Origin of the sequence: Synechococcus sp. R5-13 (assembly GCF_047462015.1) — a bacterium.
Taxonomy (GTDB): domain Bacteria; phylum Cyanobacteriota; class Cyanobacteriia; order Thermostichales; family Thermostichaceae; genus Thermostichus.
In genome coordinates, this window is record NZ_JANSIL010000063.1 from 1 (window position 1) to 19454 (window position 19454).

Sequence of the window (19454 nt, forward strand, 5' to 3'; positions counted from 1 at the left end):
AGGCTGAAAGAGCTGGGCTGAGGGCGATTGCAGTGAATCCCAACGGCAGCAGTCAAAACTGCTCTCGGTGTGGTCAAAGAGTACCGAAAGCGATTCAAGACAGGTGGCATTCTTGTTCCCATTGTGGGCTAGAACTAGGACGCGACCACCATGCGGCCATCAACATCAAGTACAGGGCGGTGGGGCATCCCGTTCTTTTCGCGTCAGCGGGACGTAGTCCTCAAGCGCAGGAAACGTCCTTTTCGCGTTAGCGGCGCGGAGCGCTTTGCATCAGCATGAGTGCGGGAGTATGTCACGACGGAAGGTGAGGCAGATGGGGGGCTGGCTCAGGCAAAACTGGCTGTGGCAACTGGGGAGAGCCCTTGTGGCTGTTTGGATCGGCTGGGCGGAGGGGAGCGCTGCCTGGGCGAGGGACATGGCGCCGGCTGCCCCTGGAGTCTCCTCTCCCCCTACTTTGCCCATCCCTTGGGAATGGGTGTACGACTTGCAGGAGCAAGCCCGGCAGCGGCAATGCACATTGGTTGGCCTGTTGCGCAGCGATCCCTTGCCGGCGCCGGATCCCCAGTGGCAGGTGTACACACGGCTAGATTTGGTGGCCACGCCTCAGGCTGGTCGGTTGACCAGTGTGTTGTTTGCCGAGAACACCCGTACTCGGGCCTTGCAGGTTATCTATCAAGCCTCAGGGTCGGTATACGACCCCGTTGAGGCATTGGATTTTGCCATGATCCTGCCTCTAGCCTGGCAGGGGAACACTTTGCTGGCGCGGGAGTACGAAGGCTGGTTCCAGACCGATTTGAGCTGGGATCGGGCGGTGGTCTGGCCTTTGCCCACTGGCTCGACAGGGATCCCACCGGTGCAAATCTGGGATCCGCCGCCGGCGCTGGGGTATGCGCAGCTGCTGGGCTGGGATCCCCAGGCGCGAGAGCGGGTGCTGTTTGCGGTGGCCGATAGCCTTGGAGAGATGCCCCGCTTGGTGAGCGTGGGCCCAGACCGCCAGGTGTTGCTGCGAGCGCCTGCCGTTGCCCTTTCCCCAACTCCCTCTTCTCTACAGGGGTGGCAGGAGATCCGGCCCAAGGGGGGAGAGCCTCTCTGCCACCAAAGCCGTTTTGGGCTGGAGCAGGGAGGGGAAAATGAAAAATTAAACTGAGATGCAGAAGCCTGTGGGAGCGACAACCATGTCCAAACCGGTGGTGCGGCGGGGCTGGCCTCTGGAGGCCTTTGTCGGGGATGTAATCGTCTGTACCCTAGAGGGATCCCATCTGGATCAGGTGACGGAGATCCGGGTCAGCCCGGCGGGCAAAGGGATCCGAGTCAGCTTTGGGGATCCCTTGGGACGCTCTAAGGAACCGGTGCAGGCCAACGCCGAGGCGCTGACGGTTACCTTTGAGATCGATCCCAGCACCTACCCTGGCGAAAAGCGCATTGAGCTGATCTCGCCGGCAGGGCCCAGCGATCCCTTGCCCTTTTTGGTGATGATGTAGAGGCGCGCAGAAAAGAGGAAGTGGGTCATGCCGTTTGTGATTGCCCCGACCGACGTGGGCGTGCTGGTGCTGGGGGCGAGCCTGTTGCTTTTGGCCGGGGGTTGGGCCTGGTGGCTGCGGCGGCAGAAGCGTGCTGCCTCCCCAGAATCGACAACCGTTTCGCCGGCCCCGGCGGTTGACCCATCTGCCCTTTCGGCGGAACAGGCGGCTCAACTACAGCCCTTCGAGCAGGCGGTGGGAGATCAGCCGCAGGATCCCATTGCCTGGTACAACCGCGCCACCACCCTCGACCACCTGGGGCAAGCCCAAGCTGCCCTGGCCAGCTACGACCGCGCCCTGGAGCTGAAGCCGGACTTCCCCGAAGCCTGGAACAACCGTGGTTCTCTGCTGGACGATCTCGGTCGCCATCAAGAAGCTCTGGCCAGCTATGAGCGGGCTCTGCGGCTGAAACCGGATTTTTTTGAGGCCCGCTTTAACCAGGCCAACACGCTGCGGCAATTGGGCCGCTACGAAGAAGCCCTACGTGCCTACGAACGGGCCCTTGCCCTCAGCCCCGACAGCCCGGAAACGTGGTACCTGCACGGGCTAACCTTAGCCTCTCTGGGACGGTGGCAGGGATCCCTAATCAGCTACGAGAAAGCCCTCGCCATCAACCCCGTCAATGCCCAAGTTTGGCAGAGTCGGGGCCTGGCTCTGTTTCACCTAGAGCGCTACGTCGATGCTCTGGCCAGCTACGAACGAGCCCTGCAACTGGGCTCCGAATCGGCCTCTCTCTGGGCCGGCCATGCCCTTGCCCACCACCGCCTCGGCAACCCGATGGAGGCCCTCAACAGCTATGACCGTGCCCTGGCGCAGGATCCCAAACGCCCTCAGATCTGGGTGCAGCGCGGCCTGGTGCTGATGGACTTGAACCTCTACGAGCTGGCCATCCAGAGTTTTGATCGGGCCCTGCAGATGGATCCCAGCAATGCCGAGGCTCACTACGCCAAAGCCTGCTGCTACGCCTGGGAAGGCCAAGTGCCTCAGGCCCTACAAGCTTTGGAGCAAGCCCTACGCCTGGAGCCGGAACGCTACCGCCCCTTGCTCTCCTCTGAGCCCTATTTCGACCTCATTCGCGAGGAGCCGAGTTTTGCATCCTTTTTGGCAGCCCTTGCCGGCACGGATCCCCCCAAGAACCCCCCGCCGCTGTCACGAACAGCCTCTTGACGTTCTCACCTCCCAGAAGGAGAGGAGAGGCTGGAATGCACAGGCTGTTTCACCGCCAACCTGACCCAATCACCAATAACCACGAGAGCACGCCAACAACAGAAATCCGGCAATTTCGTTGGGTCTTACGGGAAAATTGCGCTCTTTTGCCGATGAAACCCGCCGATTTTCCGTGGAGATGCTGTTGCTTGGGTCAAGAAACCTGGTCAAACTAAGAACGTTCCAGCTCTTGGCAAATCTCAACAGTGTCCGGTTGTGCTTCTAACGCCATCCCTGTAGCCCTGTAGCACCTGCTTGCGCAGGGTCTGGCTGGGCAAAAGCGTCTCTTGACTGGATGGGTGTTGGTTATGGGTGGGATCCTCAACCTTTGAATGGTTTTCGAGTTCCTTGAGTGCTTGTTCTACAGTTATTTTCGGCAAATCGGTAAAGTGGTTGTCTATGATAACGGCCCCTCGCCTGACCTCTCCCAAGAACTCCGTCTCCCTGAGGCGACCGGCGGCCCCCCCTCCATTGCCTTTGGCCAAGACCGGATTCCCAGCCGCATGTGGATCTATGGCATCTAGTGAGGATGTTAAAGCCCGAACTGCCGAACTGTTGCGGCTGTACCACCAGAATCGCGATCCAGCCCTGCGCAACCGGCTGGTGGAAATGAACTTGGGCTTGGTGCGCAAAGAGGCCCACCACTGGCGCAACCAATGCAATGAGGGGTACGACGACCTGGTGCAAGTTGGCTGTTTGGGTTTGATTCAAGCTATCGAACGCTTTGACATCAGCCGAGGCCTGGCTTTTAGCTCCTTTGCCCTGCCCTACATTCGCGGAGAAATTCAACACTACCTGCGGGACAAAAGCCCCACCATGCGGATCCCACGCCGCTGGACGACCCTGCAAAGACAAGCCAAGAAGGTGATTGCCCGTCTGCGGCAAGAGTTGGGCCGTTCTCCCTCTGAGGCCGAGGTGAGGGAAGCCCTGCAACTGACGGAGCAGGAATGGCGAGAGCTGGAGCTGGCCCAACAAAACAGCCTTTTGCTCAGCCTGGATGCTCCGATTCAAACTGAGGAAGACAGTGTTGCTCTGGGGGAGGTCGTTCCGGATCAGCGCTACCGCAGTTTTCAACTGGCCGAAGAAGACCGCATTCGCCTACAACATGCCTTGGCTCAGCTGGAGGAACGTACCCGCAAGATTTTGGAATTTGTCTTCTTCTATGACCTCACGCAAAAAGAAACGGCAGAGCGGCTGGGGATCAGTGCCGTTACCGTTTCCCGCCAAGTCAAAAAGGGGCTGGAACGCCTGGCTAAGTTGTTGAATCAAGATATTTTTTGAGATACAGCCCGTTACAAATTAAGGGATATAAAAGGGTATAAAAATCGTGTTTCCGAGGCTTGACCCCAGTGAGGTTTAGAACAAGCAGGTTCATAGTCATTCCAGACTCGATTGAGATACTCCCGCCGCTGCCCAGACGCTCCGCGCCGCTTCCCCCAGCCCCTCCAGAGGGAGAGGGGAGTTAGAGAGCAATGGAACGGAGATGTTTCATTCCTGTTGAAAATGACCATACAGGTGTATCCCATAACCCCTTAGTAGACTGTACTTGAGCCGACGCAATTGGCGGTGACTTTCCACCCAGTAGAACGGCAGGGGCTCTGTACTGCGACAGGTTGATAGACTGATGGGAAATTGATGAGAATATTTGATGAACAGAGAAAACCGCTCTTCTCGGAATCAACCCTTGGTGCCCCGCGGTTTCAAACCTAAGCTGGGTCAGAACTCGGTGGGCAGGGATCCCTTCTTCCAACGCCAGCCCAACCCGCAAAGTCCAGAGGGAATCAGCTTGGCCCCCTATGTGCGCACCTTGCCCTTGGTTGTGGATGCCATGCTGGATTTGGCCCAGGTGGGGAGCGAGGATACTCTCTACGACTTGGGCTGTGGGGATGGCCGCATTCTCATCCGGGCGGCGCAGCGCTTTGGCACACAGGGCATGGGAGTGGATATCGACCCGGAGCGCATCCTGGAAGCCCAACAGCGGGCCCAAGAAGCCCAAGTTCAGGATCGAGTCACCTTTCTCCAGCAGGATCTGCTCACTCTGGACTTAACCCCGGCGACGGTGGTGAGCTGCTATTTGCTGCCCCGCTCCCACCTGCTGATCCGAGACAAGCTGCGCTCCCAGCTTCGGCCCGGCGCTCGTCTGGTCACCCACTCCTTCGACATGGGGGATTGGCCCCCCACCGCCACCACCACCGTATCGGATGTCATCAACACCTACACCATCTACCTTTGGCGGATCTAACCCTGGGGATCCCAGGCCGTCGCTTCCTCAAAAGCAGCAGAGGGCTGGTGCAGCACAATCCGGTTGCCATCGGGATCCCGAAAATCCACCTCCTGTCCATGAAAGGCTTGCCGCAGGGGGGAAATGGAGAGCTGATAAGCTCCCGCCAACCCTTCCAGTGTTGTCAGGGATCCCTGTAAATCTTGCACCTGCAGGCAGAGGCTCACCGCTGCGGCTTGGGCACCACCATCGAGATGACGGCTGCGATAGAGGCCCAGCCGCAACCCTGGCAGACGAAACTCTACGTACACCGGATCCCCCTCTGTTGGAAGCTGGACTTGGGGAGAGATCCCCAAGAGATCCCGATAGAAGCGTTGTAGACGAGGCAAGTCCAGGGTAGCCACGCTAACCAAGGCACCAGAGAGCTGCATCGCAACCGCCAAAAGACCGGGTTGGTCTATCTTAGCTAAACTGCCGAGAAGCCCCGCGCTGTACCCGCAGGGTGAGCGTCGGGAGGATGTCACTCAGCTCCAACACCACGCGAGTCTGGGTGGCGATGTCGGATCCCACCGTCTTGCCCTCCGGATCCAGGGCCAATGTGCCCGAGATGTAGAGGGTATTTTGCCCACCTTCACGCCGGGAGAATAGGGGGCGATGGCCGGATAGCCGGCTGGAGCAATGGCAACCTTAGGCACGAGGGATCCCGAATCACAACAGGATTGCACCTTAGCGGCGAATTCGATCTTCCACAGCTGGCTGGGATACAGCCATAGCCGGTTTCTCTGGAGCAGATTCCCGATCTTCGGGGGAGATTCTCTAGCAGAACTAGACTATAGTAGGTACCAAAGCTTGCTGCTTCTTCCCAAGTCAAGACTGGAGCGACTTACCGTGGGGTTCTTCAGCCGATTTTCCCGTGATATGGGCATTGATTTGGGCACTGCCAACACTCTGGTCTACGTGGCCGGGCGAGGCATTGTCCTGCAAGAGCCCTCTGTGGTCGCCATCGACCAAAACACCAAGCAACCCCTGGCTGTGGGGGAAGATGCCAAAAAAATGTTGGGCCGTACCCCCGGCAACATTGTAGCGGTGCGTCCTCTGCGAGATGGGGTGATTGCCGATTTCGACACGGCGGAGATGATGCTAAAACACTTCATCCACCGCGTACACGAGGGCCGGTACCTGATTGCTCCCCGCATTGTGATTGGGATCCCCAGCGGTGTGACCGGGGTGGAGCGACGGGCGGTGATGGAAGCCGCTCTCCAAGCTGGGTCGCGGGAGGTGTATTTGGTGGATGAGCCGGTGGCAGCAGCAATCGGGGCCGGGCTGCCGGTGCAAGAGCCCACTGGGAACATGATCATCGACATTGGCGGCGGCACCACTGAGGTAGCCGTCCTCAGTTTGCAGGGGATCGTGCTGAGCGAGTCCGTGCGGGTAGCGGGAGATGAGCTGAGCGAGGCCATCGTCCAGTACATGAAAAAGGTTCACAACCTCACCATCGGGGAGCGCACCGCTGAAGAGATCAAGATTCGGATTGGCTCCGCCTACCCAATTCAAGAGGAACTGACCATGGAAGTGCGCGGGTTACACCTGCTCTCGGGTTTACCCCGTACCGTCACGGTGAAGAGCACCGAAATTCGCGAGAGCATGGCCGAGCCCCTCTCGGTGATTGTGGAAGCCATTAAGCGCACCCTGGAGCGCACTCCACCGGAATTGGCTGCCGACATCATCGACCGAGGCATCATGCTGGCCGGGGGAGGAGCCTTGCTCAAGGGTCTAGATGCCCTGATCAGCCATGAAACCGGGATCTTGGTTCACATTGCCCCGGATCCCCTCAGTTGTGTGGTGCTCGGTACAGGGCGAGTTTTGGAGGATTTCAAAACCCTAGGTCGAGTGTTGAGCGGCAGCTTCAAGGGCTAGAGGAGTTTCTTCCCATCCCTGATCTAAGGTGTGAGTCGAGTGGGTCGGAGAGGTATTGCTTGAATCGGCTACGCCAATGGTGGAGGCGCCATAGCCTGGGGTTGCTCCTGTCTGCTTTGGCGATGGGGGCAGCGCTGGGCTTGCGCCAAACCCAGGGATCCCTGTTGGTGGAATTGTACAGTTGGATCACCGCCCCGGCCCGTCCACCTGTGGATCCCGCCGCGGTGCTTAGCCAGGCCGCTAACCGTGAGCTGCAAGCCCTGGTAGCCGAGTTGCAGTACCAAAACCGCGAGCTGAAGCGGCTGCTGCAATTTACCGAGCAAATGCCCCAAGCGGGGATCCCAGCAGCAGTGGTGGGTCGCAGCGCCGATCACTGGTGGCAACAGCTCACCCTCAGCCGCGGCAGCCGGCATGGAGTCAGGGTGGGAGATGTAGTCATGGCGCCGGGAGGGTTGATCGGGCGAGTCGAGTCGGTCACGCCCAACACCAGCCGAGTGCTCCTGATCAGCGATCCCACCAGCCGTGTTGGGGTAATGCTGAGTCGCAGCCGACACATGGGCATCCTGAGGGGTACGGGCACCCAGAGTGCCATTTTGGATTTTTTCGACAAGGCCCCCAAAGTAGAGGTGGGGGATGTGGTGGTGACCTCAGGCCTGAGCAGCTTTTACCCAGCCGGGGTTGTGGTGGGAACGGTTCGAGCGGTCAACTTGGATGCCAGCCCTGCCCCTCAAGCCACTGTCGAACTGTCGGCGCCGCTGGGTCTCTTGGAATGGGCTTTGATCTACCGCTATGCTCAACCCTCTGATTCCTAAGCTTAAGTCTCACCTTAACTGGCTGGTGACTGTCCTGTCGGGATTGCTGGCAGCAGTGGCCCCTTGGTGGCGAGGGCCGGGCTTGGAGCTAGCAGGCTTAACCCCAGATTGGCCCTTGATCTGGGTGGTGTGCTGGAGTGTGCGGCGCAAAGCTTGGCAGGGGGCTGTTGCCGGGGTCACCCTGGGTTTTCTGCAAGATGCGCTGACCAGCCCTTGTCCTACCCATGCGCTGGGGCTGGCTGTAGTTGGGATCCTCACCGCCAAGTTGCAAAAACAACGCTACATGCAAGAAGACTTTATCTCGGTGGCCTTGATCGTTTTTGGTATGGTGGTGATCGCCGAAACCTTGATGGCACTGCAATGGATGTGGCTCGTGGCCTCGCAGGGATCCGATGACCTGGATCCAGCAGGAACGCAAACCTTGCTGGATGGATTGGAGAACTCCCTTCGGTTTTTCGGCAACATTGGTGGCGATGGCCCCCGTTCTCTGGAGAGCATCTGGTGGAACCATCAACGCAATGCCCTCACGTCTGCTATTTTAAGTAGCCTCTGGGCACCCGCTTTGTACTGGCCCCTCAGCCGTTGGTGGCAGTCTCAAGAGCGGGATCCCAGAGAGATTTAGCCCCTGTTTTATGCCAAATCATCCTATCTTTTGGTTAAAACCCAGGTCACAGCAGAGTATGTCCCTTGGCATTTTTGGCAAGAAAGAACTCTCGAGGCGGTGGGAGCCCATTTGCCGGCTCGCTCCGGCATTCTACTTCTTTTGCATTGGCGCTGCGCTGTTCAGAAAAAGCGACGATCTGGAAAACTTCTCGTCGGGGGGGGGGAGCAATTTTGGCCTAAAATGAACCCCAGGACTGGGATATAAGCCCCATCTTTTTCAGACAGCTTTGGGCTAATGTCGCGCATCTCAATCAAAAAGTCAAAAGCATAGGAAGCGCAGGCGACGTCAAGGCTGACCTTGTGGCAACTGCACTTAGAATTTGACTTAGAGCAATCATTGGGAGGGATCCATGCCGCATACAATTGTCACCGATATCTGTGAAGGTGTGGCCGACTGTGTAGAGGCTTGCCCTGTTGCCTGCATCCACCCCGGCGATACCAAAAATGCCAAAGGCACCGACTACTTTTGGATTGAGTTTTCCACCTGCATCGACTGTGGCATCTGTTTACAGGTTTGCCCCGTAGAAGGCGCTATTCTGCCGGAGGAAAAGCCGCATCTGCAGCGAGTGCCCCGCTAATTCCAGGGAAGCATCCCTGGCCACACGCTGGGATTCAACGAGAATTACAATCATTTCAATTCCAACCAGGACGCTGCACCCACACCTAGAACGTTAGTCGCGTCTTCGCGTCGTCGTGTCAGCGTTGCGGAGCAATAGCGTTGCGGTTCCCGTCAGGGTGCCGTAGGCATAGCAATAGCGTTGCGGAGCAACAATACGCAGAACCGGAAGGCTTTTCAAGGACTCCGTCCCGCTGGCGCGATCAGTAGCCTAGGCGTTTCACCTTAACCTGAAACAACTATAAGCTTTAGCCCAAGGAAGCCAAAGCAACGACGCTGCTGGTCAGCCAGCTCAGGGACAGGATCCCCCCTAGGAAAGCCAATGGGATCAGGCCCAGCAGCCGCCACCACTCCAAATCCAGCGCTACAGCTACCGCCCGCACCTGCCAAACCACAAACCACAGCAGAGCTGACAAGCCCAGCAGGGATCCCACCACCCCACCCAGCGATTGAGCAGGCCCCAGCAGCAGCCACGGCAAACCGGCAAACCCCGTCAAGCACAGCAGCGCTGAAAAGGAAGGGACAGCCCGACCCAAACAAAAGGCCAGCAATTGCAACAAAGCCGCCAAACCCACCCAGCCCAGGGATCCCATCAGCACCGCCAGCACCATGCTCGGCAGGCTTACCCCAGAGCGGCGAATCGCATCCAGGACGTTGAGCAGCCCCACCACCCCAAAGGCTTGCCAGAGAACAGGCTGTTCCCGCAACGCCCGAAAGGTGCGCTCCGGCAGAAACCAAGCGCCGTAGATGTTGTCTAACCAGGAACCAAGCATGGCCAGCAACCCGTCAAGCTGTCTTTTATCCTAGCCCTTGGTGAGCACTTGACGGGCACACCCCAAAAATGGGGTATGATTGGGAGAGGATTCTGCGGCGTTGGTGACTGCCGTTATGTTTTTGCGATCTATACCCTTCGACAATTAGGATGGGAAGTGGATGTGAGAGCAGTAAGCCAAACTTAGATTTGGAAACTATCAACAATCATCCCCGGTATCCTACACTGGATTTTCCAGGTCGAAAACCACGGTAAAACGGCGCAACAGTATCCTCAAAAAAGCCCTCGAAGGGGGGCCTTTTTGTTGTTTGGATATTGTCGGATATTGTCAATGCTGCAGTTAATGGGTATTGCTCTGGCGCTGGGCTCCATCCTTTAGTCGAGCTTCTGGGCACTGGTCTACGTCTTGCTGCAGGGCAGCCAAGTCTGTCTTTCGCTTGCGGGTCTTGACTTTTGTTGTCGTGAGGTCTGCTCGGCTCAGCCAGCGATAAACGGTTGCACAAGTGACATAACTCCCGCACTCATGCTGACGCAAAGCGCTCCGCGCCGCTAAAGCGAGAGAGTGCGAGCTTCAAGGACTCCGTCCCGCTGACGCGAAAAGGACGGGATGCCCCACCGCCCTGTGCTTGATATCTGTAGCAGCTGCTGTTTTTATCATCGTTTATTTCAGCGGTTCTAGGTTCACGGCAGGTTGACAGCAGCTACGGTTTTTGTTGCCGCCGATCTAGTTAGCTTTGCTAACTCTACCTCAAGTTCTGGGGGAAGTTGCGCCTGTGGAGATTCCTCTGCCGGGGTTGAGTCAAAAGCTCAGCTAGGTAAGGGTCGTAGAAGCAGGAAGCAACCGGTTGTTTAGTTCATCCTAGGGGGTGAAATAAACGACCATGAGTTGCAGAACGGTCAACAGGAGAGTTGCTCCCACCATCAAACTCCCCCAAATCCATACAACCTGTCGCAGCAGTCCCAAGCTTTCCCGCACCACTTGCGGGGTCAAGGGGCGAGCTGGGATCCCCAATTTGGGTTTCACCTTCGGGATCCCCTGATAGAAATTGGTTCCCCCCAATTGGATCTGCAGCCGCCAGGCAAAAGCCGCCTCGCTCCACCCGGAATTGGGGCTGGGATCCGCCTGCGCATCCTGACGACACCGCTGCCAAAACCCCCAGGGATCCCGGCTGAGCAGGGCCAGGGTGAGCACCGTCAGGCGGCAGGGCAGCCAAGTCAGCCCATCCTCACAGCGGGCCGGCACCGTGCCCAAATGGGTGAAGGGGGGATGGCGGTAGCCTACCATCGAATCCAGAGTGCTGCTGGCCTTGTAGGCCAAGGCCAAGGGTGCCCCTCCCAAGAAGGCGTAGAACAGAGGGGCAGTCGCTCCGTCGGGGGTATTTTCGGCCACCGTCTCAATCAGCGCCCGCAAAATCTCCGATGCCGTCAGGTGCTCTGTATCCCGCCCCACGTAGCGGCTGAGACGTTGACGGGCCTCCGGCAGATCCCCTTTTTCCAAGGGATCCAACACCTCCAACGCAGCAAAGCGCAGGCTGCGCCCTCCCAGACAACTGGCCATGAGGGTTACCTGCATGAGGATCCCTGCCCAGGGATGGATGGCATTGCCGATGGCGACCAGCCCCCAGCCTATGCCGTAGGATCCCCCCACCAAAGTTAGGGTGAGAACTGCCCCGCCCCACTGTTGTGCTCGCGGAGTTGAGCAGTGCTTGAGGATATAGCCTTGCCCCCAGGCAATAACAGCCCCCATCACCCGCACCGGATGAGGCCAACCCCAGGGATCTGCCAGCAGGTAATCCAATACCAAAGCTGCCGCCAGCACCAGCCCGGCAGTTGGTTGGGCCGGGAAAAACAGCGATGACTCCATCCCGCCAGCAGGCTCAAACCACAAATCCACTCTCCTGATCCTGAGCCGCCTGCCAGCTCCGAACATCAAAATACAGATCTTCCAAGGTGGTTTCCTCCAGCACCTGCTGCACTTGCCGAGCGATCCGCTTCCACAGGGCTTCCGTCACCCAGTCCAGCCGCTCCGCCGAATACACGGCTGTGGCGTCAGAACTCTCCACAAGAGGATGCAGGGATTCTCCCACTGCCGCCAAAATGGCGCTGATCGGGATCCGCCGCGGCGCCCGTGCCAACCGGTAGCCTCCCTGGGCCCCCCGTTGGGAACAAACCAAGCCGGCCTGGCGCAACTCAATCAGCAACTTTTCCAGGTAGGGAGCTGGGATCCCCTGTCGCTGAGCAATGGCCCGCACCGAAGCCATTTGCCCGGAGCCGAGCATCGCCAGATCCAACAAAGCTTTGATGCTATAGGTGGCCCGCGTTGTCAAGCGCACCGGGATCCCTCTCCGCAGCACTTCTCGATCCTGCCATAGGACTCCGTCCCGCTACCGCGAAAGGACTCCGTCCCGCTACCGCGAAAGGCAGATGCTTGGGTATCGGGGCACCGGCCAAGAGAGGTTAATCTGGGGATCCGAGGCGATCTCTAATTGCTCTAATTGGCTATTGTCTGGTTATCGGCAGCTCAGCCTTGGAGCTCGGGATGGAACACCCCACCGCCAGCCTTTACTTGGTGGCCACCCCCATCGGCAACCGCGAAGACATCACCCTGCGGGCGCTGCGGGTTTTGCGGGAAGTGGACTGGGTGGCGGCAGAAGATACTCGCCACTCCGGCCAGCTTCTTAAACATTTTCAAATCTCCGCCCGCCTCATCAGCTATCACGAGCACAACGCTGCCCAACGGATCCCGCAACTCCTGAAGTATCTGTCGGCGGGCCAGTCGGTGGCCCTGATCAGCGATGCCGGCACTCCTGCCATCTCCGATCCGGGAGAAGAGTTGGTGCGCGCCTGCATTCAGGCCGGGATCCCGGTGATCCCTGTGCCGGGGCCGGTAGCTGCTGTTGCCGCCTTGACCGCTTCGGGCCTGCCTACAGGACGATTCGTGTTCGAGGGATTTTTGCCGCTTAAACCCAGTCAGCGACAGGCCCGCCTGCAACAGTTGGCCCAAGAAGAGCGCACCGTCGTTCTCTATGAAGCCCCCCATCGCCTGCGCCAAACTCTGCAGGATCTGCTGGATCACTGCGGCCCGGAGCGGCAGATCGTGCTGGCGCGGGAGCTGACCAAGCTGTATGAGTCCTTCTGGCGGGGATCCCTGGCAGCAGCCTTGGAGCACTGCGCTGCTCAGCCGCCCCGAGGGGAGTTCACCCTCTTGCTTGAGGGATATGTGGGTGCCGTTCCCAGCCCTAACCCTGCCAGAGGCGGGACGGAGTCCTTGAATGGGCGGGGAGACAGTGAATCGGAAGCGGAAATTCGTCAAGAAATGGCCCGATTGCTGGCCGAAGGCCTGTCCCGGTCTGCAGCCAGCCGCCGGTTGGCCCAGCGTTTACAGGGATCCCCCATCTGGACGCGGCGCCGCCTTTACGATCTATCCTTGCAGCTTGAGCCGCTCTCCAGTTCTGGCGGGACGGAGTCCTTTTCTGAGTACGTCAGCGCTCCACATTGTTTCCAAGACGACGGCGAGACTGAGTCCTGAGGCGTTCGCGTTAGCGGGACGGAGTCCTATGGCACGGATTTTGTTGGTGGACGATGAAGTGGAGTTGGCCGATTCTCTGGCCCAGCAATTGAGGCGAGAGGGCTACACGGTGGACGTCGCCTACACAGGAGGGCGGGCCTGGGAGCTGCTGCAAAAGTCCCCCGCTCTGCCCTACGATCTGCTGGTCTTGGATTGGATGTTGCCGGAGCTCTCTGGGCTTTCCCTCTGCCAGCGGGTACGGCAGGTGGATTGCACCACCCCCATCCTGTTTCTGACGGCCAGAGATACCCTAGACGACCGGGTGGAAGGGCTGGATGCCGGGGCAGATGATTACTTGGTAAAGCCGTTTGAGCTGCGGGAACTGCTGGCGCGGGTGCGGGCCCTCTTGCGGCGAACCACAGGTACTGGAGAAGGGATCCCTCGCCTACAGATAGGGGATTTGGAGCTGGATCGGGAGAACCAGGTGGCCTACCGGCAGGGGCGGATGATCCACCTCTCCCAAAAAGAGTTTCGCCTGCTGGAGTACTTCATGACCCACCCCGGCCAGTTGCTCACCCACGACCAGATCTACGAGCAGGTGTGGGCCGGAGAGGATCCCCCCAGCAGCAACGTCTTGGCAGCCCAGGTGCGCCTGCTGCGGCGCCGCCTCAGGTTGCCCGGGGCAGCAGAATTGATCCACGCCGTCTACGGCAAGGGCTATCGCTTCGGGCCTGTCGCCGAGAATCCCTAGGAAGAGGCCCAGAAAAGGCCCATCCTACAGTCCCGCAAGCTGTAGCTGTCCCGAACAGCAGCAAACCCCAAGCAAGCGATCCAACGGGGCCCTTCCCAACAGCTTGCTGGGATTCACAGCTCCCCTCTCCCAAGAGGAGAGGGGCAGGAGCGCTTGGGGCTCACTTGGACTTGAGCTTCTCCGCTTTCTCGATGGCCTCTTCGATGGTGCCCACCAAGTAGAAGGCTTGCTCCGGCAGATTGTCCAATTCCCCCGACAAAATGCGCTGGAAGCCCTTGATGGTGTCTGCCAATTTCACATACTTGCCGGGGGAGCCAGTGAATACCTCCGCCACGAAGAACGGCTGGGACAGGAAACGCTCGATGCGGCGGGCGCGGGCCACCACCAGCTTGTCCTCTTCCGACAGCTCGTCCAGCCCCAGGATGGCGATGATATCTTGCAGCTCTTTGTAGCGCTGCAGCGTTTGCTTCACTGCCCGGGCGGTGTTGTAGTGCTCTTCGCCCACAATGTCCGCCTGCAGGATGGTGGAAGAGGAATCCAGGGGATCCACCGCCGGATAGATACCCTTGGCTGCCAAGCTGCGGGACAATACCACCGTCGAGTCAAGGTGGGCAAAGGTGGTTGCTGGGGCCGGATCCGTCAAGTCGTCAGCAGGCACATACACCGCCTGCACCGAGGTGATGGATCCCTGCTTGGTAGAGGTGATGCGCTCTTGCAGGTTGCCCATTTCGGTAGCCAAGGTGGGCTGGTAACCCACCGCCGAGGGCATGCGGCCCAACAGCGCCGACACTTCCGACCCGGCCTGCACAAAGCGGAAGATATTGTCGATGAACAGCAGCACGTCCTGCTTGTTAACGTCGCGGAAGTACTCTGCCATGGTCAGGGCAGTCAGGCCAACCCGCATGCGGGCACCCGGTGGCTCGTTCATCTGGCCATAGACCAGCGCCACTTTGTCCAGCACACCGGATTCTTTCATCTCGTTGTAGAGGTCATTGCCCTCGCGGGTGCGCTCTCCCACGCCCGCAAACACCGATAGGCCAGAGTGCTCCTCAGCGATGTTGTGGATCAGCTCCTGGATGAGCACCGTCTTGCCGACGCCGGCACCGCCAAACAGGCCCACCTTGCCCCCCTTTTTGAAGGGGGCCAGCAGGTCAATCACCTTGATGCCGGTTTCAAAGGGCTCTGGCTTAATCGTCAAATCGACAAGTGGAGGCGCACTGCGGTGGATGGGGGCAAATTCTTGGGCTTGAACGGGCTCTCCTTGGTCAACCGGCTCTCCCAGCACATTGAAAATGCGCCCCAGGGTGGGCTGCCCGACCGGCACAGTAATCGGAGCGCCCGTATCCACCACCGGCATGCCCCGCACCAGGCCGTCGGTCGAGGACATGGCCACCGCACGCACGCGGTTATCCCCCAAAAGCTGCTGCACCTCAAAGGTGACGTTAACCTTCAGGCCGCTTTCGGTTGTGCCCTCCACCTTGAGGGCATTGTAGATTTCGGGCAGCTTGCCGCTGGGAAACTCGGCGTCGATCACAGGCCCAATGACCTGAGTGATGTAGCCAACATTGGTGGCAGTAGCGGTGGCAGTAACCATGATTGAGGCTCAGCTCCTTGTGTGCTCAGTTATCGACTCAGCAATGCCGGGTGTAAATCATTATCATCATACAAATAAAGGGATCCCAGTTGCTGCCGCACTTTTGCCTGTCCAGCCTATGGGGGATCCCCGGCAGAGTGGGCTTTTCTTCGCTACCCTAGAGCTAGGTTAGAGAAGGGGATCGCCAGCGATGAGCCACTACGGAGGCCGTACCGCACAGCTCAGCTCCGTCAGGTTGGGAGGACGGCGTTCCCGCCCGCGTCGGGGCCGGGCCCTACAACTGGGGATCCTTGGCTTCTTGCTGGGGTTAGGGGTGATGGGGGGAGCTTGGTGGTACAGCATCGGGCCCCGGCAAACCCTTTCCCTGTATTGGCTGACCAGTGCTGACAACTCTATTGACTACGTGCAGCAGGAGCGCAGGGTTCGCGCCTTTGACACTCAAGAAGCCATCCGCCTGGCCTTGGAGGAGCTGATTGCCGGCCCCCGGGATCCCCACCTTACCAGCGCCATTCCACCCCAGACGCGGGTGTTGGATGTGCGGGTGGAAGGTGACGATATTTTTCTCAATTTTTCCCCAGAGTTTACCCAGGGGGGGGGAGCCACGGCAATGATGAGCCGGGTCACGCAGGTGCTCTACACCGCCACCAGCCAAAACCCCGGCGCCCGGGTTTGGATCTCGGTGGAAGGCCGTGCCCTAGAAGTGCTGGGGGGAGAGGGGCTGATCCTGGATCAACCCCTGACACGGGCCTCGTTTGTGCCCAGCTTTCAGCTGCCAGCGGAGCCGGCAACCCCGAAGGACTCCGCCCCCCTAACGGGGTCGCCAAAGCGTCGCCTAGCGATAACGGCTTCTTGAGACAGAAACCATGAGCTGGTTGCAGCGGGTGGGCAGCAGTTTTCTCCTGACCGGTCAGGTGATTTTGCATCTGATGCGGGGTCGTATCCATCGCCGCAACACCCTGGATCAGCTTTCGGCGGTAGGGCTGGAGTCGCTGCTGATTGTTCTGATTACGGCGGTGGTGATCAGCGGCGTTTTCACCATCCAGTTGGCGCGGGAGTTCATCAACTTTGGCGCTTCCTCCCTAATTGGGGGAGTTTTGGCGATTGCCCTTGCCCGTGAGCTGACGCCGGTGGTGACGGCGGTGATCTTGGCCGGACGGGTGGGATCTGCTTTTGCTGCCGAGCTGGGCACCATGAAAGTCACGGAGCAGATCGACGCTTTGCTGTTGTTGCGCACCGATCCGGTGGATTATCTGGTGATCCCGCGGGTGCTGGCTGCGGGGCTGATGCTGCCGGTGCTCACCATCCTCTCCCTGCTGACGGGGCTGGTGGGGGGGATGATCATCTGCGCTTCGGCCTACAACATCTCTCCTGCAGTGTTTCTCAACTCGGCGCAAACCCTTCTGAGCTCCTGGGATTTGCTCGTCTGTTGTTTTAAGGCGATGGTGTTTGGGTCTTTGATCGCCATTGTCGGCTCCAACTGGGGCCTTTCCACCAGCGGAGGGGCCAAGGGGGTGGGTCGCTCCACCACCGATGCAGTGGTTACGGCGCTGCTGGGCGTGTTTGTCACCAACTTCCTTATTTCTTGGCTGTTGTTTCAGGGGCCGGGGAGCGCCCTCAGCCGCGCGTTGTAGCCACTTCTGCTGTCCCGTTAGCGTTGCGGAGCAATAGGGAGAGAGCTAGGATGGGATCCCCTTTCCCTTCAGCGGTGCAGAGCACTTTGCGAGTAGAATTTCAGATTTTCCGACAGTTGCCGCCGGAGCCGCCCCGCTGGCAGTCCTTCTGGCTGGAGACATCCCCTGGCGCCACCATTCTCGATTGCCTCAACCAGATCAAGTGGGAGCAGGATGGCAGCTTGGCCTTCCGCAAAAACTGCCGCAACACCATCTGTGGCAGTTGCGCCATGCGCATCAACGGTAGGGCAGCCTTGGCTTGTGGCCGACATGTGGGCGAAGAGCTGGATCCCCGCAGCCCCCAGCCGCAGCCTATTCGCATCGGCCCTCTGGGAAACCTGCCCGTTCTGCGGGATCTGGTGGTGGATATGCAGCCCTTCTGGAACGATCTCAGCCGGGTGGATCCCTTTGTCAGCACGGCGGGGCGACGCATCCCGGAGCGAGAGTTTTTACAGCTGCCTGCCGAACGGGAGCATCTCAACGCTGCCGGTGGCTGTATTCTCTGCGGAGCCTGCTATTCCGATTGCAATGCCAAAGAGGTGAACCCAGAGTTTGTCGGCCCCCATGCTCTGGCCAGAGCCAACCGCCTCGTCCAAGACAGCCGCGACAGCCAACGGGAACAACGCCTGCAGGCTCTGGATAGCTTGGCTGGTGTCTGGGGCTGTACCCGCTGCTGGAACTGCAACAGCGTCTGCCCGATGGGCGTGGCACCTCTGGATCAAATCACCGAACTCAAACAGGGGATCCTCTCCCGCCATGCAGACAAGACCGCTGCTCTGCCCACCGACCGTTCCCGCCAGCACGCTGTTCGCGCTATTCGGACGGAGTCCTTGCCCATAGCCATCCGCCACCGCAAGACTCTGGTGCAACTGGTGCGCTCCGGTGGTTGGATAGATGAGCGCCGCTTTGCCCTGCAGGTGGTGGGCCGGGATCCCAAAGGGCTGCTCAGCTTGGTGCCTCTGGGGCTGCGCCTGTTGGCCAGGGGCAAATTTCCCTTTCGCTTCCAGCCCTCTGCAGGGGCGGCGACGGTACGGCGGCTTATCGACACAGTTAGGCAGGAAGGAAGGGATCCCCTCTAGGCTCCGGGTTTGAGGTTGTCTTGGCCGGAAATCAATCTGGCACTCAAAATCCGATCCCCCACTTTGATGTGGCGCAGCACCTCCGTTCCCTCTGTAACGTACCCGAACACGGCATAGCGGCCATCCATGAGGTTTAACCCCGCCGGGGTGAGATCCGGCTCAGCCATAAAGATGAAGAACTGAGAAGAGGCGCTGTTGGGATCGTCGGGATAGCGGGCCATGGCCACCGTCCCTTCGGCGGAAAAGGGCAGAGCCGGTTCCACATCCCACAGGCCCATCTGATCAAAAGTCTGGCCGTAGCGGGGCATCACCTCGCCTTTGGCGCGAATCTCCATGGGGATGGTGCGAACCTTGCCCGTGGCCGGATCCACATAGCCATCGGCAGGGCCAGGGGGATCCCCGGCCTGCGCCAGGAAGAAGGTCTCCACCCGGTCAAAGGTCAGGCCATCGTAGAAGCCCCGCTGCACCAGGTCGGCAAAGTTGCCGGCAGTGATGGGGGCGCTGTAGCCATCTAAGGTGATCACCATGCGCCCAGCGGTGGTGTTTAGCTCCACCTCTGCCCGCCCCAAGAGCTGAGGTTTGTCGGCATACTCAGCAGGCACTGTGTAGGGGAAAGCCCCCACCCAGTTGTTTTCGAGGGATCCCAACTCGTCCACTAGACGGTCGTAGGCAGCGCGGGCCTCTTCTTTACCCTTGGATTTGCGCTCGCTGGCTTGGCCGATCACCCGCAACTGCTCCCGCAGCGCAGCCATCTGTTCAGAGGCTGGGGTCACCCGATCCGGAGGCAAGCTGGCCAGCAGGGAATCTCCATGGCGATCCAGAAGCCGCTCCACCTGGCGCACATCTCCCCGCACCGCTGACCAGCGGTTGTACTTCAGGTCGGTGTCGATTTTGGAGATGGCCTCATCAATTTCCAGCAGCTTCGTTTCCTGAATAGGCAACGCCCGCCGCAACAGGGTACGGGGATCCGTGATGGCATCCCCTTGGGGCAGAGCCAAGGCCGGGATCCCCCAGAGCGCCACCCCGCAGAGCAGAGCAGCTACGTAGAGGCCAATCCGGCAAAGGGATCCCCATTGCCAAAATCCTTGGGCACGCTGCGTCATGGTTCCTACCGACTGCAAAACC

Annotated in this window: 24 protein-coding genes and 1 other RNA gene; 17 read left to right on the forward strand and 8 right to left on the reverse strand. The window is 59.5% G+C overall.

The genetic code is table 11. From position 1 onward, the window contains the following. Positions 1-32 precede the first annotated feature (32 nt). The 7 genes from NW840_RS05300 to NW840_RS05330 all read left to right on the forward strand — a co-directional run bounded on the left by NW840_RS05300 (position 33) and on the right by NW840_RS05330 (position 4968). Positions 33-251: a zinc ribbon domain-containing protein gene (locus tag NW840_RS05300; RefSeq protein ID WP_414342866.1), complete on the forward strand. Its 219-nt coding sequence runs from the start codon at positions 33-35 to the stop codon at positions 249-251. A 38-nt stretch (positions 252-289) separates the two neighbouring features. Continuing rightward, positions 290-1147, forward strand: a complete 858-nt coding sequence (locus NW840_RS05305; protein ID WP_414342821.1) for a hypothetical protein — start codon at positions 290-292, stop codon at positions 1145-1147. A gap of 28 nt (positions 1148-1175) precedes the next feature. Next, positions 1176-1481 carry a hypothetical protein gene (locus tag NW840_RS05310; RefSeq protein WP_011434047.1) on the forward strand — a complete coding sequence of 102 codons (306 nt, stop codon included), beginning with the start codon at positions 1176-1178 and terminating at the stop codon, positions 1479-1481. Between the two features lie 27 nt (positions 1482-1508). After that, positions 1509-2687, forward strand: coding sequence for a tetratricopeptide repeat protein (locus tag NW840_RS05315; RefSeq protein WP_414342823.1), 1179 nt, complete (start codon positions 1509-1511; stop codon positions 2685-2687). A 428-nt stretch (positions 2688-3115) separates the two neighbouring features. Continuing rightward, complete coding sequence (locus NW840_RS05320; RefSeq protein WP_255344540.1) at positions 3116-3250, forward strand: hypothetical protein; 135 nt, start codon at positions 3116-3118, stop codon at positions 3248-3250. Further along, positions 3240-4007: an RNA polymerase sigma factor SigF gene (locus NW840_RS05325; protein ID WP_041436760.1), complete on the forward strand. Its 768-nt coding sequence runs from the start codon at positions 3240-3242 to the stop codon at positions 4005-4007. The genes NW840_RS05320 and NW840_RS05325 overlap by 11 nt, the downstream gene beginning before the upstream one ends. Before the next feature lie 367 nt (positions 4008-4374). Next, positions 4375-4968: an SAM-dependent methyltransferase gene (locus NW840_RS05330; RefSeq protein WP_414342825.1), complete on the forward strand. Its 594-nt coding sequence runs from the start codon at positions 4375-4377 to the stop codon at positions 4966-4968. Here NW840_RS05330 and NW840_RS05335 read toward each other — a convergent pair. Together NW840_RS05335 and NW840_RS05340 are read right to left on the reverse strand one after the other, a co-directional pair. After that, positions 4965-5378, reverse strand: coding sequence for a VOC family protein (locus NW840_RS05335; protein WP_414342826.1), 414 nt, complete (start codon positions 5376-5378; stop codon positions 4965-4967). The genes NW840_RS05330 and NW840_RS05335 overlap by 4 nt on opposite strands. A gap of 31 nt (positions 5379-5409) precedes the next feature. Beyond that, complete coding sequence (locus NW840_RS05340) at positions 5410-5544, reverse strand: hypothetical protein (RefSeq protein WP_414342828.1); 135 nt, start codon at positions 5542-5544, stop codon at positions 5410-5412. A gap of 291 nt (positions 5545-5835) precedes the next feature. Here NW840_RS05340 and NW840_RS05345 point away from each other — a divergent pair, with 291 nt between their 5' ends. The 4 genes from NW840_RS05345 (at position 5836) to NW840_RS05360 (ending at position 8917) form a co-directional block, all read left to right on the forward strand. Then, positions 5836-6864: a rod shape-determining protein gene (locus NW840_RS05345; protein WP_414342867.1), complete on the forward strand. Its 1029-nt coding sequence runs from the start codon at positions 5836-5838 to the stop codon at positions 6862-6864. A gap of 59 nt (positions 6865-6923) precedes the next feature. Then, entirely contained in the window at positions 6924-7676 is a 753-nt protein-coding gene (gene mreC, locus NW840_RS05350) for a rod shape-determining protein MreC (protein WP_414342829.1), read from the forward strand. Then, a complete protein-coding gene (mreD, locus tag NW840_RS05355; protein ID WP_414331966.1) occupies positions 7654-8298 on the forward strand; it encodes a rod shape-determining protein MreD in 645 nt (214 codons plus the stop codon). Before mreC ends, mreD begins: the two co-directional genes overlap by 23 nt. Before the next feature lie 391 nt (positions 8299-8689). Beyond that, on the forward strand, positions 8690-8917 hold the full coding sequence (locus tag NW840_RS05360) for an indolepyruvate ferredoxin oxidoreductase subunit alpha (protein ID WP_011434056.1): 228 nt from the start codon (positions 8690-8692) through the stop codon (positions 8915-8917). Between the two features lie 286 nt (positions 8918-9203). On the opposite strand, the gene NW840_RS05365 is transcribed toward NW840_RS05360, so the two are convergent. Next, on the reverse strand, positions 9204-9728 hold the full coding sequence (locus NW840_RS05365) for a YIP1 family protein (protein WP_414342831.1): 525 nt from the start codon (positions 9726-9728) through the stop codon (positions 9204-9206). Between the two features lie 86 nt (positions 9729-9814). On the opposite strand from NW840_RS05365, the gene ssrS reads away from it, so the two are divergent. Further along, a non-coding RNA gene (gene ssrS, locus NW840_RS05370) (6S RNA) lies at positions 9815-10002 on the forward strand. 65 nt (positions 10003-10067) lie between these two features. Here the strand turns inward: ssrS and NW840_RS05375 are convergent. From NW840_RS05375 to NW840_RS05385, 3 genes are all read right to left on the reverse strand, one after another. Beyond that, complete coding sequence (locus NW840_RS05375; RefSeq protein ID WP_071818172.1) at positions 10068-10262, reverse strand: IS630 transposase-related protein; 195 nt, start codon at positions 10260-10262, stop codon at positions 10068-10070. Between the two features lie 324 nt (positions 10263-10586). Continuing rightward, a complete protein-coding gene (cbiB, locus tag NW840_RS05380; RefSeq protein ID WP_414342833.1) occupies positions 10587-11591 on the reverse strand; it encodes an adenosylcobinamide-phosphate synthase CbiB in 1005 nt (334 codons plus the stop codon). Positions 11592-11604: 13 nt separating this feature from the next. Beyond that, a complete protein-coding gene (locus tag NW840_RS05385; RefSeq protein WP_414331465.1) occupies positions 11605-12060 on the reverse strand; it encodes an Rrf2 family transcriptional regulator in 456 nt (151 codons plus the stop codon). A 206-nt stretch (positions 12061-12266) separates the two neighbouring features. On the opposite strand from NW840_RS05385, the gene rsmI reads away from it, so the two are divergent. Together rsmI and rppA are read left to right on the forward strand one after the other, a co-directional pair. Beyond that, complete coding sequence (gene rsmI / locus NW840_RS05390) at positions 12267-13256, forward strand: 16S rRNA (cytidine(1402)-2'-O)-methyltransferase (RefSeq protein ID WP_414342835.1); 990 nt, start codon at positions 12267-12269, stop codon at positions 13254-13256. 28 nt (positions 13257-13284) lie between these two features. After that, positions 13285-13986, forward strand: coding sequence for a two-component system response regulator RppA (rppA, locus tag NW840_RS05395; RefSeq protein WP_414342836.1), 702 nt, complete (start codon positions 13285-13287; stop codon positions 13984-13986). 160 nt (positions 13987-14146) lie between these two features. Here rppA and atpD read toward each other — a convergent pair whose 3' ends face one another. Next, the gene (gene atpD, locus NW840_RS05400; protein ID WP_011434062.1) at positions 14147-15580 is read right to left on the reverse strand and encodes a F0F1 ATP synthase subunit beta; all 1434 of its coding nucleotides are present in this window, start codon (positions 15578-15580) and stop codon (positions 14147-14149) included. A gap of 190 nt (positions 15581-15770) precedes the next feature. On the opposite strand from atpD, the gene NW840_RS05405 reads away from it, so the two are divergent. From NW840_RS05405 to NW840_RS05415, 3 genes are all read left to right on the forward strand, one after another. Next, positions 15771-16433 carry a GerMN domain-containing protein gene (locus NW840_RS05405; protein ID WP_414342837.1) on the forward strand — a complete coding sequence of 221 codons (663 nt, stop codon included), beginning with the start codon at positions 15771-15773 and terminating at the stop codon, positions 16431-16433. A gap of 10 nt (positions 16434-16443) precedes the next feature. Continuing rightward, entirely contained in the window at positions 16444-17211 is a 768-nt protein-coding gene (locus NW840_RS05410; protein ID WP_414342839.1) for an MlaE family lipid ABC transporter permease subunit, read from the forward strand. 86 nt (positions 17212-17297) lie between these two features. Continuing rightward, complete coding sequence (locus NW840_RS05415) at positions 17298-18329, forward strand: succinate dehydrogenase/fumarate reductase iron-sulfur subunit (protein ID WP_414342869.1); 1032 nt, start codon at positions 17298-17300, stop codon at positions 18327-18329. Here the strand turns inward: NW840_RS05415 and NW840_RS05420 are convergent. Further along, entirely contained in the window at positions 18326-19432 is a 1107-nt protein-coding gene (locus NW840_RS05420) for a peptidylprolyl isomerase (RefSeq protein WP_414342840.1), read from the reverse strand. The genes NW840_RS05415 and NW840_RS05420 overlap by 4 nt on opposite strands. Positions 19433-19454 lie beyond the last annotated feature (22 nt).

Excerpts from the sequence above, each read along its gene's own strand:
- NW840_RS05335 (WP_414342826.1), bottom strand. The coding sequence starts at position 5,378 with ATGCAGCTCTCTGGTGCCTTGGTTAGCGTGGCTACCCTGGACTTGCCT.
- rppA (WP_414342836.1), top strand. The coding sequence starts at position 13,285 with ATGGCACGGATTTTGTTGGTGGACGATGAAGTGGAGTTGGCCGATTCT.
- NW840_RS05405 (WP_414342837.1), top strand. The coding sequence starts at position 15,771 with ATGAGCCACTACGGAGGCCGTACCGCACAGCTCAGCTCCGTCAGGTTG.
- NW840_RS05330 (WP_414342825.1), top strand. The coding sequence starts at position 4,375 with ATGAACAGAGAAAACCGCTCTTCTCGGAATCAACCCTTGGTGCCCCGC.
- NW840_RS05360 (WP_011434056.1), top strand. The coding sequence starts at position 8,690 with ATGCCGCATACAATTGTCACCGATATCTGTGAAGGTGTGGCCGACTGT.
- NW840_RS05365 (WP_414342831.1), bottom strand. The coding sequence starts at position 9,728 with ATGCTTGGTTCCTGGTTAGACAACATCTACGGCGCTTGGTTTCTGCCG.
- cbiB (WP_414342833.1), bottom strand. The coding sequence starts at position 11,591 with ATGGAGTCATCGCTGTTTTTCCCGGCCCAACCAACTGCCGGGCTGGTG.
- mreD (WP_414331966.1), top strand. The coding sequence starts at position 7,654 with ATGCTCAACCCTCTGATTCCTAAGCTTAAGTCTCACCTTAACTGGCTG.
- NW840_RS05310 (WP_011434047.1), top strand. The coding sequence starts at position 1,176 with ATGTCCAAACCGGTGGTGCGGCGGGGCTGGCCTCTGGAGGCCTTTGTC.
- NW840_RS05325 (WP_041436760.1), top strand. The coding sequence starts at position 3,240 with ATGGCATCTAGTGAGGATGTTAAAGCCCGAACTGCCGAACTGTTGCGG.
- NW840_RS05410 (WP_414342839.1), top strand. The coding sequence starts at position 16,444 with ATGAGCTGGTTGCAGCGGGTGGGCAGCAGTTTTCTCCTGACCGGTCAG.
- NW840_RS05305 (WP_414342821.1), top strand. The coding sequence starts at position 290 with ATGTCACGACGGAAGGTGAGGCAGATGGGGGGCTGGCTCAGGCAAAAC.
- NW840_RS05420 (WP_414342840.1), bottom strand. The coding sequence starts at position 19,432 with ATGACGCAGCGTGCCCAAGGATTTTGGCAATGGGGATCCCTTTGCCGG.
- rsmI (WP_414342835.1), top strand. The coding sequence starts at position 12,267 with ATGGAACACCCCACCGCCAGCCTTTACTTGGTGGCCACCCCCATCGGC.
- NW840_RS05315 (WP_414342823.1), top strand. The coding sequence starts at position 1,509 with ATGCCGTTTGTGATTGCCCCGACCGACGTGGGCGTGCTGGTGCTGGGG.
- atpD (WP_011434062.1), bottom strand. The coding sequence starts at position 15,580 with ATGGTTACTGCCACCGCTACTGCCACCAATGTTGGCTACATCACTCAG.